The sequence below is a fragment of the Microbacterium hominis genome, from assembly GCF_013282805.1.
Taxonomy (GTDB): Bacteria; Actinomycetota; Actinomycetes; order Actinomycetales; family Microbacteriaceae; genus Microbacterium; species Microbacterium hominis_B.
This window is the reverse complement of sequence record NZ_CP054038.1, coordinates 3,004,616-3,021,019: the sequence shown is the minus strand read 5'-3', so window position 1 is coordinate 3,021,019 and position 16,404 is coordinate 3,004,616. Positions and strand designations below refer to the sequence as shown.

The window sequence follows — 16,404 nt, the reverse complement described above, 5'->3', positions numbered from 1 at the left end:
GCGTAACCGTGCGCCCCGGAGGGGCGGTGGAGTAGCCTCGCACTCACACCTGCGCGTGCAACGTCGCGGCGCCCGACGAGGGAGGCCCGATGAGTGCTGAGGAATCGCTGCGGCGGCCGCCGTCGCTGAGCCCGTCGAGGATCGGGGATGCCGCGCGTGACGCGCGCTGGTGGCTCGGCCTGTATCTCACGGCGCTCGCGCTCGTGGCGTTCTGGCCCGTGCCCGTTGACAGCGGGGCCGGCGAGCTGCTGCTCGCCGTCACGCGCGCCGTGCCGTGGTTCACCTACCGCGTGATCGAGTTCACCGCGAACGTCGTGCTGTTCGTGCCCCTGGGGGCGCTCCTGTCGCTGGTGCTGCCGGCCCATCGACGATGGGTGGTGCCCATCGCGTTCGGCGTCACGGTGCTGATCGAGAGCGGGCAGGCGATCCTGCTGTCGGCGCGCACTCCGGCCGTCAGCGACGTGGTCGCGAACGTGCTCGGGGCGACGATCGGCGTGGCGGCGGTGTGGGCGATCGAGCGGCGGAGTCGTCGCGACGTCGGCGAGCCGCCGGGCGCGGCATCCACTCTCTGACGTGCCGCGGGCGTGACCGGTGCGGCAGGATGGGGCCGTGAGCGTCGAGCCGGAGTCCGTGCCGTCGTCTGTCGCCCGGGACGCGCACCGTGAGCGCGGGGCCGTGGGCGGGGCCCGCCTGGTCGTGCCCGACGTGCTGCGCGGCACGGCGCTGCTGGCGATGCTCATCGCGCATGCGGCGCCGTTCCTGCCCGACCTCCCGGCGTGGATGCTGTTCGTCTCCGGCAACATCAACGACCTCGCGTCGCCGCTGTTCGCCCTCGTGATGGGGATGTCGGCCCAGCTCGTCGTGCAGCGCACCGCGACGGATCGCCGATTCGTCATGCTCGTGCAGCAGTTCACGCGCGGCGCCGTGCTGATCCTGCTGGGGCTGATCCTCACCGAGTGGGGGTCGTGGGTCGCGGTCGTGCTGTCGTACCTGGGGCTCCTGCTGATCGTCGGAGCGCCGATCCTGCTGCTCTCGACCCGCTGGGTCGCCGCGATCGCGATCGCCATGGCGGTGCTGAGCCAGCCGATCAACGACGGGTCGCGTCAGTGGCTCATGTGGGTGTTCTCCGATCCGACGGGGTTCCTCCCGCAGCTGGCGATGTGGACATCGGTGGGTGGGAGCTACCGCCTGACGAACCTGCTGCCCTTCTTCCTGCTGGGTGCCCTCCTGCTGCGCCACGGGCTGCGCCGCGACGGGCTGCTGTGGATGCTGCTGGCGATCGCCCCGCTCGCCTACGCGGTTCAGCCGGTGGTGCAGGGGGTGTTCGGCGTGGAAGTGATCGCGTCGGGGTCGTACGTCGACACCCTGCACGATCTCGGACTCGTGCTCGTGACCTATGTGGGGGTCGTGCTGCTGGCCGAGGTGCGCGCGGCCGGAGCGCGGCGGGTGATCGATGCGGTCTTCGTGCCGCTGCGCGCCCTCGGGGCGCTGGCCCTGAGCATCTACGTGCTGCACGTGGGCGTGCTGGCGCTCATCGGCGGACGCGTCTTCCCCGACGAGAACCACGTGTGGGAGTGGCTCGTCATCGTGCCCGGCATGGTGCTGGTCGCCTGGCTGTGGTGGCGCTTCGTCGGCACGGGGCCGATCGAGTGGGGGATGGGCTGGCTCACCGGCCGACCCAAGCCCCGCCCCGGCGCCGCGCGCTGAGACTGCGCCCTGCCCGGTGGGGTGGGGTTGTTCGTGGGGCGGTTGGTGCGGCGTGGCGTGGTGCGTTTCCGCAGGAGGTGCCCCATGAGCGTTGGGTGCGGGCGGGTGGGGTTGTTCGTGGGGCGGTTGGTGCGGCGTGGCGTGGTGCGTTCCCGCAGGAGGTGCCCCATGAAAGCGGCGGCCGCCCGCCCGGCGGGTGAGAAGACGAGTGGATGCCGCGGCGCGGGGCCGCGGCATCCACTCGGTTTCTCGGGTCAGGGGCGGGGCGGCACGTTCTCCAGGGCGGGCTCGGCGGGCGCGGGCTCGGCGGGCGCGCCGGACGCGGGCTGTGCCTCGGCCGGCAGATCCGCGGCCGAGGCGGCGGCGTGCTCGAGCGCCTTCTCGTGGCGGTACGCGCGCCACGAGATCGCGACGGCGGCGACCCAGATCGCGGCGATCGCGGCGAGCACCCATCCGGTGACGGCGCCGGTGGTGTCCCACTGGAGCAGCAGGGTGCGGGCGTTGGTGAACACGATGATGCCGCCGACGAGCGAGCCGAGCAGGCGCGCGGGGAGCTTGCGCACGAGCCACGCCGCGATCGGTGCGGCGATGAGTCCGCCGAGCAGCAGCGCGCCCACCCAGGTGAGGTCGAAGCCGCCGGAGCCGAGGCCGATGAGGAAGCCGAGCGACGCCGAGACCGCGATGAGGAACTCGCTGGTGTCGATCGAGCCGATGACCTTGCGGGGCTCGATGCGTCCGCTGGCGAGGAGGGCGGGGGTGCCGACCGGGCCCCATCCGCCGCCGCCGGTCGCGTCGAGGAACCCGCCGATGAGGCCGACCGGGGCGAGGAAGCGCAGGCGCAGCGGCTTCGCGCCGTTCACCTTCGGCAGCGACCGGAACGTGAAGCGGATGAGGATGTAGATGCCGAGCGCCAGCAGGATGACGCTCATGACCGGCTTGGCGATGTCGGTGGAGAGGGCCGAGAGCACCGTCGCGCCGAGGAACGCGCCGACGGCGCCCGGGATGCCGATGCGCAGCACGACCTTCCAGTCGACGTTGCCGAACCGCCAGTGCGAGACGCCCGAAGCGAGGGTGGTGCCGATCTCGGCCAGGTGCACCGACGCGCTCGCGGCTGCCGGGTTCGCGCCGATCGCCAGCAGCAGCGTCGTGGACGTCACGCCGTAGGCCATGCCGAGCGCTCCGTCGACGAGCTGAGCGCCGAGGCCGACGAGGGCGAGGAGCACAAGAGTCTGCATGGCAGGCCTTCCGTGAGTGATTCCGACCATTTCGGTCGGGAATGAATTCCGACTGGATTGGTCGGTAATCAATCACGGGTGGGGGATGCCGCGCAACGAACGTGACGCAATGTGTCGGCGGGTGGTCCCTGAGCGAGGGAGCGTAGCGACGGAGACGAAGGGTCAGGGGCCGCTGACCCACGACGACGGGTCGTCGGCGAGGGCGCGCACCTGCGGGGGCAGCGATCCGGTGGCCAGGGCCTCGAGCGACGTCTCGTCGAGCACGCTGCGCACGCTCGCGCGCAGCGCCACCCACAGGGTGACCAGGTGCGCGTCGGCGACGGGGTACTCCAGCTCGCTCGGGCGCTCGCCGCGCACGAACACCAGGGGGCCGTCGACCGCGCGGATCACATCCGCCACCGAGATCTCGGCGGCCGGCGCGGCCAGGCGGTACCCGCCGCCGGCACCCCGACGGCTGTCGACGATGTCCGCCTTGCGCAGAGCCGAGAGGATGCCCTCGAGGAACGTCGGCGGAATCCCCTCCTCGGCGGCGATGCGCTCGCCGGCCACGCGCTCGTCGCCACCTCCCTGCGCGGTGCGCGCGAGGAACACCGCCGCACGGACGGCGTAGTCGGCGCGGGCCGAGATGCGCATGACGGTGGTCCTCAGATCAGGGTCGGGTCGGGATCGCTCCAATTCTGCACGGTCTGCAGCACCCAGAACATGAGGAACAGCGCCAGCGCGACGAGTTCGCACACGAGCACGACGGGGATCGTCGTCGACACGCCGCTGACGGTCACGACCAGGTACACGATGCCGGTGACGACCAGCAGCCCCGCCACCACGAGGTAGCCGATGCGCAGTCCCCGGGAGGCGGACTGGCCCGGAGAGATGGCGAGCACGAGGGGTGCCGCGGCGAACAGCGCGAAGAACGCCGTGGTCACGACCACGTGCGCGTACAGGTGGAAAGACGCACGATCGAGCGCCCACCACAGCCCGATCGCCGCCACGATCGCGGTGGCGGCCAGGAGCGATCCGGTGAGGCCCCGGCGGTCGAGGTCGCGGGAGCGCACGAGCACGGCGACCCCCGCGGCGAGGATCAGCACCGACACGACGAGGTACACGGCGACCGAGGTGTCGGCATCCACCCCCGTCGTTCCGGGCAGACACGGCGAGTCGCACCCGTCGCCCACACCGGGCACCTGACCGGCCACCACGGTCGCCGGAACGACCGCGATCAGCGGCGCGAACAGCGCGGCCGCGTCGAGCAGCGCGCGCTGCGGCCCGCGACCGGAGAGGGCGAACAGGGCGAGGGATGCCGCCACCAGCGCGCCGACGAACGCGTCGCGCGCGGGGCTGTAGTAGTAGTGGCTCACGCTCGGCAGCACGCCGACCTGGGCCGACGCGACCACGATCGCCACGACGATCACGACGACGGTGGCCGCGAGACCGAGGCGCAGATAGCGGTAGGTGCGCTCGGCGGTGGTCGAGAGCACGGCGGCGGTCATGATCGCCACCTTAGTGACGGCCGATGACATCGCGGCGAACCGACGCTCGTGCGATGTCCCCCGCGGGCTCTACTCTGTAGCCATCTCGCTGATGAGGAGCGTCATGGGGAACGCCACGCACGAGCCGGCCGCGCCGGCCCGATCCATTCGACGTGCCATCGCGGCGGTGGGCGCGCTGGCGCTGGCCGTCTCGCTGGTCGTCGCCGCGCCATCGGCTCTCGCCGCGGTGCCCGACGACGGCGTCGGGCCGTCGGATCCCCGGCCGCCCGCGACGGTCGAGGTGTCGGGCCTCCTGCGCGTGGTTCCCGTCGAGGCGCCCGCGACCGAGGCGGTGCGGGCTGCCGACGGGTCGTTGACCGTCACGACGCCGTCCGACATCCCGGACGTCCCCGCCGTGACGCTGTTCACCGACGACGGCGCCCGGGTCGTGCTCGACGCGAGCGCCGTGCGCGCGTTCGACGACGCCGCCAGCGGCACCCGCGTCACGGCCACCGTCTCGGTTCCGGCGCCGGTGGCGTCGGGGGTCGCCGATCAGGTGGTGGATCGCGGGCTCACGCTCGATGCCGCCGCCACCGCAGAACTCGTCGCTGCCGAGGCGGCCTCGCAGGATGCCGTGCTCGAGGTGGTGGATGCCACGCTCAGCACGCCGGTCGAGGCGGCGCCCGATGGCGGTGCCGACCCGTCGGCGCCTCCCGCCCTCCGCGCGCTGACGCCGCGACCGCACACGGTCGACGTGCTGTGGCTGACGCAGGCGGGGACGGCGGCGCCGCCGACGTCCGACATCACGGCCGCGATCGGCCGCCTCAACTCCTTCTGGACGACTCAGTCGAACGGTCAGATCTCGCAGATCGCGGTGCGCACGAGCGTGCAGGTGCGCACCCCCACGACCGCCCAGGTGGCGAGCATCTGCGATCCGGAGGCGACCTGGACCTACGGCGCGGGGGTGTTCGGCCGCACGGAGCCCTCGTACTGGAACGGCCAGACCGCGTCGCACCTGGTGGTGCTGGTGCCGGCGTCGCTGTGCGGGATCGGTTTGGGACTCGGCACGTACGGGCTCACCGTGCACGACGGCGGCCTCATGTGGTCCACGGCCGAGGTCGGCTCGACCGCAGAGTGGGATCAGCCCCTCTTCCACGAGTTCGGACACAACATCAGCCTGCCCCACTCGAACGCGCGCGAATGCACGGCCCCCACGATCGACAGCGCCTACGACGCGACCTTCGGCGTTCCGTCGAACCCGACGTGCTCCGACCGCGAGTACGCGGACCGCTACGACGTGATGGGCGGCGGCTTCGCCGTCATCGACGGGGCCACCGGAGATCGCGTGCTCTCGACGCTGAGCAACCCCGCGGCCCTCTCGGTCGCGCAGAAGTCGCGCATCGACGCCCTGCCGACGAGCGCGACGATGCCGACGCTCAACGTCATCGACGGCACCACGCGCACGGTCACGCTCTCTCCGGCATCGGCGACCAGCGGCGTGCGGGGCGTGCGGGCCGTCGACCCGCGCACGGGCGAGCACGTCTTCATCGAATACCGCTCGGGAACCGGCGGCGATGCCGCGAGCCTCTACGCGCAGTGGCAGGCGGAGATGGGCACGCTCGAGTACGGACCCGGCGTGCGCGTGCAGCGGTTCTACGACGACGGCCTCGCCATCGGCTACGCCACGGTGATCCAGCACCTCATCACGGGCGAGGCGCCGGTGCGTGCACAGTGGTACGGCGCCGGCGAGACGTTCTCGAGCTACAACTCCGCGGTGAATGTGCGCGTGGTCTCGACGTCACCGACGCAGGCGGTCGTCGAGGTGACCCTCGACGACGCGCTGCCCGACTTCGCCACGCGGGCAACGCCGACCATCACCGGCACGGCGCACTGGGGCGCGACCCTCACGGCGTCGGGTGCGGGGGCGACCGCGTGGGCACCCACCGCGAGCACGGTCACGTATCAGTGGCTGCGCAACGGCGTCGCGATCGCCGGCGCGACCTCGTCGACGTACGTGGTCGGCACGGCCGACATCGGCCGCACGATCGTGGTGCGAGCTACCGCGCGCCGCTCGGGCACGACCCCCGCGCAGACCCAGTCCCGTGGGGTGGCGATCAGCGGACCCGCCGTCGACCGGCTCTCCGGGGCCACGCGCTACGACACCGCGATCGCGGTGTCGCGGCGGGCATACCCCACTACCGCACCCGTCGTGTACCTCGCCACGGGGGCGAACTACCCCGACGCGCTCGCCGCCGCACCCGCGGCCGTCGCGCAGGGCGGCCCGCTGCTGCTGGTGCCCTCCACGGGCACGGTGCCCGCGGCCGTGCTCACGCGCATCGCGCAGCTGGCGCCGAGCCGCGTCGTCGTCGTCGGCGGCACCGGAGCCGTGAGCACGGCGGTGGTCGCGCAGGTGCGCGCACGCGTGCCGGGCGCGAGCTTCGTGCGCCGCGCGGGCGCGGATCGCTACGGCACCGCCCGCGCGGTGATCGCCGGCGCCTTCGGCGGCGGCGCGGGCACGGTGTACGTCACGACGGGCGCCAATTACCCCGACGCACTGTCGGCGGGCGCGGCCGCCGGGGCGCAGGACGGCGCAGTCGTGCTCGTGCCCGGCACCGCCTCGAGCCTGGATGCCGCGACCCGCGCGACGCTCGTCTCGCTGGCGCCCACGCGCATCATCGTGGTCGGTGGTACGGCGGTGGTGAGCAGCGGCATCGCCTCGGCGCTGAACACCATCGCGCCGACGACGCGGATCTTCGGCGCATCGCGCTTCGAGACGAGTGCGGCCATCAACGAGCAGGCGTTCCCGAACGCGCCGCTCGCGCGGCACTACTGGGCGACCGGGCTGGACTTCCCCGACGCCCTGTCGGCCGCGGCGGTGGCGGGTGCCGACGGGTCGCCGCTGTTCGTCGTGCGCACGACCTGTGTTCCGCCGCAGGTCGCCGCCCACGTCGGACGGCTCGGTGTGCCCTCGGTGTCGCTCGTCGGCGGCACGGGGGTGGTGGGACCGCAGGTCGCGGCGCTCACGAAGTGCTGACGGCCTGACGGTTCGGGAGGCCGGCCTCCTTCGCGGTGACGCTAGGGGCGGCCCATGCCGAAGTAGTCCCAGCCGGCGTCGCGCCAGGCGGCGGCGTCGAGGCAGTTGCGTCCGTCGACGACGATGCGGCCGGTGGCCAGCGTGGCGGCGTGGGCGGGGGAGAGTTCGCGGCGGTATTCGTCCCATTCGGTGACGACGATGACGGCGTCGGCGCCGCGGAGGGCTTCGTCGCGGTCGCGTACGTAGTTGAGCTGGGGGTGGAGGCGTTCGGCGTTGTCGAGGGCTTCGGGGTCGGTGATGGTGACCCAGGCGCCGAGGCCATGCAGGCGCACGGCGACGTCGAGGGCGGGGGAGTCGCGGATGTCGTCGGAGTGGGGTTTGAACGCGGCGCCGAGCACCGTGACGTTCTTCTTGAACACGGATCCGCCGAGGGCGTTGACGACCAGTTCGACGGCGCGGTCGCGGCGGCGGAGGTTGATCGCGTCGACCTCGCGCAGGAACGAGACCGATTCGCCGCGGCCGAGCTCTTCGGCGCGGGCGGAGAAGGCGCGGATGTCCTTGGGCAGGCAGCCGCCGCCGAACCCGATGCCGGCGCCGAGGAACCGGCGGCCGATGCGGGCGTCGTGGCCGATCGCGTCGGCGAGCTGGGTGACGTCGGCGCCGGTGACCTCGGCGATCTCGGCCATCGCGTTGATGAACGAGATCTTCGTGGCCAGGAACGCGTTTGCGGCGACCTTGACCAGCTCGGCGGTGGCGTAGTCGGTGACGATGAACGGCGTGTCCTTGGCGACGGCGGTGTGGTACACCTCCCGCAGCACCGCGGCGGCGCGGTCGCCCTCGTCGCCGGCGGGCACGCCGGCCACCAGTCGGTCGGGGTCGATGGTGTCCTGCACGGCCCAGCCTTCGCGGAGGAACTCGGGGTTCCACACCAGGGTCGCCCCCGTCGGGGTGACCCGCTCGGCGAGCGTCGCGGCGGTGCCGACGGGGACGGTGGACTTGCCGGCGACGACGTCGCCTGCGGACAGGTACGGGATCAGCCCGTCGACGGCGGCGTTCACGTAGGTGAGGTCGGCGGCGTAGCCGTCTTTGACCTGGGGTGTTCCCACGCCCACGAAGTGCACCCGCGCGCCGCGGGCGGCGGCCATGTCGGTGGTGAACGTGAGCCGGCCCGACGCGATGCCCTCGGTGAGGATCTCGGTCAGCCCGGGCTCGAAGAACGGCGCCTCACCCCGTGACAGCGACTCGACCTTGCGGGTGTCGACATCGATCCCGACCACCTCGTGGCCGATCGACGCCATCGCCGCGGCATGAACCGCCCCCAGATACCCGCAGCCGATGACAGACAGACGCATTCGATCCCCTTCCCAGAATCTTCAGCCTATGCCGCCGCGCGCATGCGGATCGGCATCGAGAGGGGGGCATCGTCGACCCAGGTGACTGCGATCATGACACGGCCGCCGTCGAGCGACGCCGTGCGCACGGACCTCAGCCCCGATTGTTCACCGAGCGTGTCCGCTTCGATGGTCGTGAAGTCGAGGGCGAGACCGACCCCGAGCGCCTTCGCGAACGATTCCTTGATCGTCCACAGCCGGGTGAGCCGGATGCGCCGGGTGGCGGCATCCATCCGGTCGATCGTCTCCCGCTCGGCCGGGCTGCACAGCCGTCGCACGAGCGCCGGCTGATCGAACACGGGCGCGACCGCCTCGATGTCGACGCCGAGCCGGCCGCTCTGGGCCACGCCCGCGACGACCCACGGGCCGGAGTGCGCGATGCCGATGTCCCAGCCGGGCGGACCGTCGGCCAGGAGCGGCTTCGTCCCGCGCGGGACCTCGGCGAATCCGCGCCAGGGCGCGCCGAGCTCGGTGACGAGCTCGCGCACCCACGCGCGCGCCTCGGTGCCCGGGTCGCGCGCGACCGAGCCGACCCGCAGCCGCACGCCGGCCGGCGCCAGATCACTCGGCGGCAAGCTGCGAGATCCCCTCGGCGAGCTCGCGGATCGTGGGGTAGTCCCACACGATCGTGGGGTCCACCTCGAGCTCGAACTCGTCTTCGATGTCTCCGCACAGGGTGAGGGCGTAGACGGAGTCCAGCCCCAGCTCGGTGAGCGGGGTGTCGACGGTGAAGCTGTCGGCGGCGACCTTTCCGTAGGCGAGGACGCGTCCGGTGAGCCATTCCTCCACCTCGGTGGCGACCAGCTGTGCGGGCATGGCGGTTCCTTTCGTCGGGTCGGTTCGTCGGATCGGGAGCAGTCGGATCAGGAGGAGTCGGCGAGGGCTTCGGCGTGTTCGACGAGGCGCGCGACGACGGCGGCCGGGAGGGGGGGATGCCGCCGCACGAGGCGACCGTGCAGGCGGCGCATCACCGCTTCGAGCGCGAGCGGATCGCCCGCGGGCCCCGGGCGCCCGCGCGCCGCCGACCACGCGGCGGCCGCGGCGTCGGCGGCGGTGAGGACCGCCACGCGCAGAGCGAGGTCGTACGTGGCCGCAGGAGCGTCGAGGCCGAGAGCCGCCCGATCGAGGTCGTGCGCGATCCCGCGCTGCACCTCTCCGGCCGCGGCGAGCTCCGCAACGAGCGGCCCGGCGCGCGGCGCGTCGCGGTCGATCGCGGCGCGCACGGCCGGGTCGTCGAGCACGGTCGTTCCCGACCACGCCGGGAGCGCCGGGAGCGCATCGACGAGCGCGGCGCCCAGCCCCGGCACGAGCAGCGGAAGCGCCGCGATGTCGCGCACGATCTTCTCGATCACCGGGAACGGCTCGATGCGGGCGTAGAAGGTGGAGCCGGCGAGCACCGACAGCTGCTGCACCGCGTCGGCCAGCAGCACGGGGACCAGGTGCCCCGCGAGAGCGGCCGAGGCGGTGGATGCCGGGCCCGCGGCATCCACCTCGTGCAGGGCCGCGGCGCTCAGCGCGTCGGCGGCCCTGAGATCGGCGACCGCCGCGGCGAGCAGGGCGCGGGCGTGCGGGATGTCGAGCACGCACCCGCCGTAGAGCCGGCGTGCTCGCGCGTACGCGACGGACGCGGCGACGGCGGTCTCGACGGCGCCGATCGCGGCCGCCGGAACGACGGCGCGCGTGAGGGCGAGCAGGCGCGGATCGGCGTGGTCTGGGGCCGCATCGGTGGCGAACGAGCCTTCGCGCAGACCCGAGGTCACGACGAGATCGCCCGCCGGGGATCCGCCGGCGAGCGCCACCCACGTCGCGCCCACCCCGGCGGCGGCATCGCGGGCGAACACCGGACGCAGGGCGGCGGCGAGGCGGGCCGGGTCGAGACTGCCGTCCGGGCGCGCAGCCGCTGCCGCAGCAGCGGCCCCCGAGGTGCGGAGATCGGCGGCGCCGGAGATCACGGGCACGACGCGTGCCGAGGGGACCGGGATCGTGATCATGCCGCCGCCCCGATCCACGAGGGCAGCACCGTCACGGGGCCGGAGACGCGCAGCGCGGCGCCGGTGACCGCGTCGGCGATGTCGGGGTCGACGGCCGGTCCGCCCAGCCGCTGGGCGACGCGCTGCAGCACAGCGGCGATCCATGCGTCGTCGACGCCGAGCGGCGCCGGCACAGCGCCCCGGCGGGCGAGCCAGAACGCGAGCGCGCTCGCGCCGCCGAAGGCGAGGGCGATCCGCTCCGCCAGGTGGAAGGCGAGGGGGTCGGGCTGCGACTGCCGCGGCAGCCCGTCCGCCTGCGCGAGCGCCGCCGCGTACTCGGCGGCGACGAACCGCGCCGGTGCGAGCACCTCGAGCGGCGCACCGGCCCCGGCGGCGGCATCCACCAGCTGCGGCAGCGCGCGCAGCAGCCGTGAGCCCTGCCGGGTGACCAGGCGCAGGGAGCCCGTCGGCAGCGCGTCGAACCGGACCTCGGGGCGCAGCAGCGCGAGCACCTCGTCGAGCACAGGCGGATCGGCCGGGCGCAGCAGGTTCGGGATCTCGTTCACGATCATGTTGAGGTTCACGACCGAGTTGCCGTCGAAGATGCCGACGACACGACTGTCGCGGGCGGCCTTCTGGAAGGCGCCGGCGAGCGCCGGCTCGATCTCGTCGACGCCGGCGAGGCCTACGACCTGGGCCCGCGCGCCGAGGAAGCGCGACAGATCACGGAAGAGCAGATCGGTGGTGTCCGGGCCGAGGAACTTCACCAGCGCGCTCACGAGCGCCATCTCGTCCGGCGCCGCGTGGGCGCAGCGCACGCCCGTGAACATGAGGATCTCCGTCAGCAGCGCGTCGGCGACGGCATCGGCGAGCGCGCGTCGCGCGATGGGCAGGTCGGCGAGCGGGCGGCCGCCGACGCGTTCGGTCGCCGCGGTCTCGAGAGCGATCGCCAGTGCCTGATCGGCGGCGCCCATCGACAGCGCCGTGGTGAACGGGCGCGTCAGCTGCAGGCTCTTGAGCACGATCTCCAGGCCATGCCCCACGGGACCGATCACGGACGATCGGCCGACGACCGTGCCCTCGAACCGGATGCCGGCGAGGTTCGCGCCGCGGAGGCCATGCGCGCGCACCTTGGGTTCGTACGAGATCGTGGCGGAGTCGGCCTCGTGCTTGTCGACGAGCACGAGCGACAGCGACCGGGGGCCCGGCCTGTCGTCGGTGCGGGCGAGCACGGTCATCGCGCGGCAGCGCACCGCGTTGTTGATCGGCCACTTGCCTCCGTCGACGCGCACGCGCGCATCTCCGACCGCAGCGGCGGTCGTCGACCGCGACAGGTCGGACCCGCGCCCGCGCTCGGTCAGCCCCCACGACACGGGCGCGCCGGAACCGGCGAGCTCGGCCATGCGACCGGTGGTCTCGCCGCCCGCCACCCACGCGCAGATCGCGCCGAGGAAGGTCTTGCCGTGCACGGCCGCGACCGTGAAGTCGCGTCGCGCGAGATGGCGGATCATCAGCAGCGGCTCCAGCGCATCGGTGAGCCGCCCCCCGTGCGCGGCCGGGACGTACCAGCGCTGCAGCCCGAACCGGTCGACCGCCGCGATCTCCTCCGCGGGGAACGCGGACCGCTCGTCGAGCTCGAGCGAGCGCACCGTGGAGACGACCGCGCCCGCCTCGCGCGGGTCGCCGAGGAAGCGGTCGAAGTCGCGCACCGCCGAGAGGTGAGTGGATGCCGCTCCCGGCGCTGCGGGCGCGGCATCCACTCTCACGTCGTCGCTGGTGCCGGTCACGCCGGCACCGCGTCGAAGCCTTCGGCCCGCATGAGCGCGAGCCGCTGCTCGGTGAGGAGTCTGCGGGTCAGCGCGCGCTGCACCTTGCCGCTGGTCGTGCGGGGCAGAGTGCCCTTGCGGATGAGCGCGATGCCCATGCTCGGCAGGCTGAACTCCTCGCTCACCCGGCGGCGCACGCTCGCCGTGATGATGCCGAGGTCCTCGTCGCTGAGCCCCGGATCGACCTCGGCGACCAGGCCGATCTCGGGCGAGGAGCCGGGCAGCTCGAACGCGGCGCTGAGGCAGCCGGGGGTGAGCAGGCCCGCGGCGGACAGCTCGAGATCCTGCGGGTAGATGTTGCGCCCGCGGATGATGATGAGGTCCTTGAGGCGCCCGGTGATGATCAGCTCGCCGTCGACGAGGGCGCCGAGGTCGCCGGTGCGCAGGTAGGGCGGGCCGTCGTCGCCGACGAGCGTCGCGTGGAACTCCGCGCGCGTCTCGTCGGGGCGTCGCCAATACCCCTGCGCGACGCTCGTGCCGCGCGCCCAGATCTCGCCGATGCGGCCGTCGGGCAGCGGCGTCGCGGTGGCCGGGTCGACGATCACGACCTCCATGCCGCGACCGGGACGCCCGCACGAGACCAGGGCGAGCGAGCGCTCGCCGCCCTCGGCCGCCACGATCGCGTCGCGCTCGAGGGCGTCGGCGCTCGCGACCACCGCACGCGGCGGCGCGGTGTCGCGGTGCGCGGTGATGAGGAGCGTCGTCTCGGCCATGCCGAACGCCGGGACGAACGCCTCGCCGCGGAAGCCCGCCGCCGCGAAGCGGGCGGCGAACTCGTCGAGGGTCTGGATGCGCACGGGCTCCGCCCCGGTGATGACCGTCGACAGGCTCGACAGGTCGAGCTCGGCCAGCTGCTCGTCGGTGACGATGCGGCTGCACAGCGCGAACGCGAAGTCGGGTCCGACCGTGTGGGTCGCGCGATGCTCGCTGATCATCCGCAGCCATTGCACGGGTCGCCGGAGGAACTGCGAGGGCGAGGTCATGTAGAGCGCCGCCCCCGCGAACAGGGGCTGCAGGATCAGTCCGATGAGCCCCATGTCGTGGTAGTGCGGGAGCCACCCGACCGCGACGCTGTCGGCGGTGATGCCGACGATGTCGCCGATCGCGTGCTGGTTCGCGAGCAGGTTGCCGTGCGAGACCATCACGCCCTTGGGAAGCCCCGTCGACCCCGACGTGTACTGCAGGATCGCGAGCGCGTCGGCTCCGATCGGCGGCGCCTGCCACCGCTGCGGGTCGGCCTCGGATGGGCCGTCGACGAACGCCACAGCCGCCTCGGCCACCATGTCGTCGTCGCCGATGCCGAGGGCGTCGAGCGCCCCGGGTGCCGTCAGCACGATCTTCGCGTCGGCGTCGTGCGAGATCGCGAACAGGCGCTGGCGCACCGCCTCGGCGTTGCGCATCGCCGTCACCGGCACGGGGGCGGCCACAAGGCCCGCGTACAGGCAGCCCAGCAGCGCCCGCACGAACGGCAGTCCCGGCTCGAAGGCCAGCAGCGCGACATCCCCCGGGGTCAGGCCCGAATCCGCCAGGTCGAGCGCACGGGCGCGGGCATCGGCATCCAATTGGGCGTACGAGATCTCCTCGAACGCGGTCGGGCCCGTGTAGAAGCGGATGCCGCGACCTCCGGCATCGGCCAGAGCGCGGCGCAGCTGCGCGACGAACGGTGAACTCACGAGTTCGGACATCGGCGGACTCCCCTCGGCCCTGACGCTTCCCCAGCGCGTGCCACCCGCCGAACCGCCCCCCGGTCGACGCGCCGCGCCGACGGGAAAGACCCTTCGGCGACACTGCGGCACCCTTGCGCTCCAGCGTGTCCGACACAAGCGACAACGCTGTTACATCGGCGTTAACTCTCCGGCACCGCCTCTCGGGAATCGGGTGCGGGGCATACTCTGACCGCGTGGGGGTCAATGGTCTGGGGTGTCTGCTCGCGCTGCAGCGCGTGCGCGATTCCGTCTTCAGCCGCATCGCGGCCGGCGGGTTCCACAGCTTCGGCGCACGCTCGCGCATCCTGCTTCCGACGCGGATCGCCAACGCCGACAAGATCGCCGTCGGCGACGACGTGCTCATCGCCGCCGGCACCTGGCTGATGGTGCCGTCCCGCGAGACGCCCGGTCCGGTGCTGGTCATCCACAACCGGGTGCGCATGCGCGGGGCGTCGATCTCGGCGGTGCGCAGCGTCGTCATCGAGGAGGCCGTCGGCATCGCGGCCGGGGTGTACATCTCCGACCACAGCCACAGCTTCGACCGGCCCGACGTGCCGATCCGCGACCAGCCGATCACCGAGGCCCGCCCCGTGCGGATCGGGCGCGGCGCGTGGCTCGGCCAGAACGTCGTGGTCATGCCGGGGGTCACGATCGGCGCGCAGGCGGTGATCGGCGCCAACTCGGTGGTCACCCGCGACGTGCCGCCGCACACGGTCGCCGTCGGGGTGCCCGCGCGCGTGGTGAGGGAGCTGGTGCCCGAGTGAGCGGAGCCGAGCCCCGTGTGCGGCCCGACGAGGCCGCGATCACACCCGGAGCCGTCGACGACGTCGTGTTCACCTTCTCCTTCGAGACCTACGCCGATGCCGCGCGTCGCGGCATGATGCGTCCGCCCGATCGCATCGTGATGAGCCTCATGCGCAGCGACAAGGTGGGGCGGATGCTCGTTGCCAACCCCTTCCGATGGATGCCGCGGGTGCTGGTGTCGCCCCTGCTCGATCGTGACGTGCGGTTCCCCGCCAGCGAGCGGGTGTGGCTGCATTCGCCGGTGCGCCTGCGGCGCACCGATCGGCTGGAGCCGGCGCAGGTGGCACGCGAGTACGCGGACTACGACCGCGCGCTGCGGCGTCAAGCCCTGCGGCGCGGGCTCGTCGACCCGGTCGTGCTCACCTGCAACCCCCTCGTGGCCGGCTTCGCGCCGTTCGACTGGGCGCGCCAGACGACCTTCTTCGCGCGCGACGACTGGCTGAGCTCGCCCGGCCGCAGCGAGTACTGGCCGGCCTTCCGCGAGGCGTACCGGCGGATCTCCGCCTCGGGGCGCGCGGTGGCGGCCGTCTCGTCGCAGATCATCGAACGCATCGACCCGAGCGGACCGCACGAGGTCGTGCCCAACGGCGTGGAGCCGGCGGAGTGGCGGGGGCCGAAGCCCGAGGAGCCGGCCTGGATGGCGGAGATTCCGCACCCCCGGGCGGTGTACGTGGGAACCCTCGACGGGCGCCTGGACGTCGCGGGCATCGCGGCGCTGGCGCGCGCGCGGCCCGACGTGCACACCGTGCTCCTCGGCCCGCTGCCCGACCCCGCGTACGTCGCCGATCTGCGGGCGCTGCCGAACGTGCACGTGCACCCGAGCGTCGGTCGGGCGGAGCTCATCGCCACGCTGCGCAACAGCGATGTGGCCCTGGTCGCGCACCGGCGCACGCCGCTGACCGAGGCGATGAGCCCCCTCAAGCTCTACGAATACCTCGCCGCCGGACTTCCGGTGCTCTCGATCGATCTGCCGCCGGTGCGCGGCATCAGCGACCGCGTGACGCTCACCGACTCGGTGGCGGATTTCGTCGACGTCGTCGACGCCGCCCTCGCGGCGGGACCGGCGATCGAGACCGAACGCCTCGCGTTCGTCGAGGCCAACTCGTGGGCCGCCCGGCACGAGCGCATCATCGCGATCGCCCGCGGCGCCTGATGCGGCAGGCGCGGCATCCGGCTCCCGATGTTTCGGGGGTGTCACGGCGGGCGAAGGGTGTGTAAACACCCGGTGACGACGCTGGCGGGCCCCGCCGGCACGGGGCTAGCGT

14 protein-coding genes are annotated in these 16,404 nt (G+C 73.1%); 5 read left to right on the top strand and 9 right to left on the bottom strand.

Going from position 1 to position 16,404, the window contains the following annotated elements:
- Positions 1-89: 89 nt before the first annotated feature.
- Positions 90-572, top strand: coding sequence for a VanZ family protein (locus tag HQM25_RS13665; protein ID WP_172990738.1), 483 nt, complete (start codon positions 90-92; stop codon positions 570-572).
- A 37-nt stretch (positions 573-609) separates the two neighbouring features.
- The gene (locus HQM25_RS13660) at positions 610-1,707 is read left to right on the top strand and encodes a heparan-alpha-glucosaminide N-acetyltransferase domain-containing protein (protein WP_172990737.1); all 1,098 of its coding nucleotides are present in this window, start codon (positions 610-612) and stop codon (positions 1,705-1,707) included.
- Positions 1,708-1,961: 254 nt separating this feature from the next.
- On the opposite strand, the gene HQM25_RS13655 is transcribed toward HQM25_RS13660, so the two are convergent.
- The 3 genes from HQM25_RS13655 to HQM25_RS13645 form a co-directional block, all read right to left on the bottom strand.
- On the bottom strand, positions 1,962-2,942 hold the full coding sequence (locus HQM25_RS13655; RefSeq protein ID WP_172990736.1) for a sulfite exporter TauE/SafE family protein: 981 nt from the start codon (positions 2,940-2,942) through the stop codon (positions 1,962-1,964).
- Positions 2,943-3,104: 162 nt separating this feature from the next.
- Positions 3,105-3,575, bottom strand: coding sequence for an RrF2 family transcriptional regulator (locus tag HQM25_RS13650; protein WP_172990735.1), 471 nt, complete (start codon positions 3,573-3,575; stop codon positions 3,105-3,107).
- An 11-nt stretch (positions 3,576-3,586) separates the two neighbouring features.
- Positions 3,587-4,429: a hypothetical protein gene (locus tag HQM25_RS13645; protein ID WP_172990734.1), complete on the bottom strand. Its 843-nt coding sequence runs from the start codon at positions 4,427-4,429 to the stop codon at positions 3,587-3,589.
- Between the two features lie 103 nt (positions 4,430-4,532).
- Between HQM25_RS13645 and HQM25_RS13640 the strand changes: the two genes are divergently transcribed.
- Complete coding sequence (locus HQM25_RS13640; protein ID WP_172990733.1) at positions 4,533-7,442, top strand: cell wall-binding repeat-containing protein; 2,910 nt, start codon at positions 4,533-4,535, stop codon at positions 7,440-7,442.
- A 41-nt stretch (positions 7,443-7,483) separates the two neighbouring features.
- Here HQM25_RS13640 and HQM25_RS13635 read toward each other — a convergent pair whose 3' ends face one another.
- From HQM25_RS13635 to HQM25_RS13610, 6 genes are read right to left on the bottom strand one after another with little or no spacing between them, the layout of a single operon-like run.
- Entirely contained in the window at positions 7,484-8,794 is a 1,311-nt protein-coding gene (locus HQM25_RS13635; RefSeq protein ID WP_172990732.1) for a UDP-glucose dehydrogenase family protein, read from the bottom strand.
- Positions 8,795-8,820: 26 nt separating this feature from the next.
- On the bottom strand, positions 8,821-9,408 hold the full coding sequence (locus HQM25_RS13630) for a 4'-phosphopantetheinyl transferase family protein (protein ID WP_172990731.1): 588 nt from the start codon (positions 9,406-9,408) through the stop codon (positions 8,821-8,823).
- Positions 9,395-9,649, bottom strand: coding sequence for an acyl carrier protein (locus HQM25_RS13625; protein ID WP_172990730.1), 255 nt, complete (start codon positions 9,647-9,649; stop codon positions 9,395-9,397). The genes HQM25_RS13630 and HQM25_RS13625 overlap by 14 nt, the downstream gene beginning before the upstream one ends.
- Positions 9,650-9,696: 47 nt before the next feature.
- Positions 9,697-10,824 carry an acyl-CoA dehydrogenase family protein gene (locus HQM25_RS13620; RefSeq protein ID WP_172990729.1) on the bottom strand — a complete coding sequence of 376 codons (1,128 nt, stop codon included), beginning with the start codon at positions 10,822-10,824 and terminating at the stop codon, positions 9,697-9,699.
- Positions 10,821-12,590, bottom strand: a complete 1,770-nt coding sequence (locus HQM25_RS13615) for an acyl-CoA dehydrogenase family protein (RefSeq protein WP_172990728.1) — start codon at positions 12,588-12,590, stop codon at positions 10,821-10,823. The genes HQM25_RS13620 and HQM25_RS13615 overlap by 4 nt, the downstream gene beginning before the upstream one ends.
- The gene (locus HQM25_RS13610; RefSeq protein WP_172990727.1) at positions 12,587-14,314 is read right to left on the bottom strand and encodes a fatty acyl-AMP ligase; all 1,728 of its coding nucleotides are present in this window, start codon (positions 14,312-14,314) and stop codon (positions 12,587-12,589) included. Before HQM25_RS13610 ends, HQM25_RS13615 begins: the two co-directional genes overlap by 4 nt.
- A gap of 215 nt (positions 14,315-14,529) precedes the next feature.
- On the opposite strand from HQM25_RS13610, the gene HQM25_RS17980 reads away from it, so the two are divergent.
- Complete coding sequence (locus HQM25_RS17980) at positions 14,530-15,099, top strand: acyltransferase (RefSeq protein WP_302182819.1); 570 nt, start codon at positions 14,530-14,532, stop codon at positions 15,097-15,099.
- Positions 15,096-16,292, top strand: coding sequence for a glycosyltransferase (locus HQM25_RS13600; RefSeq protein WP_172990726.1), 1,197 nt, complete (start codon positions 15,096-15,098; stop codon positions 16,290-16,292). Before HQM25_RS17980 ends, HQM25_RS13600 begins: the two co-directional genes overlap by 4 nt.
- Positions 16,293-16,404 lie beyond the last annotated feature (112 nt).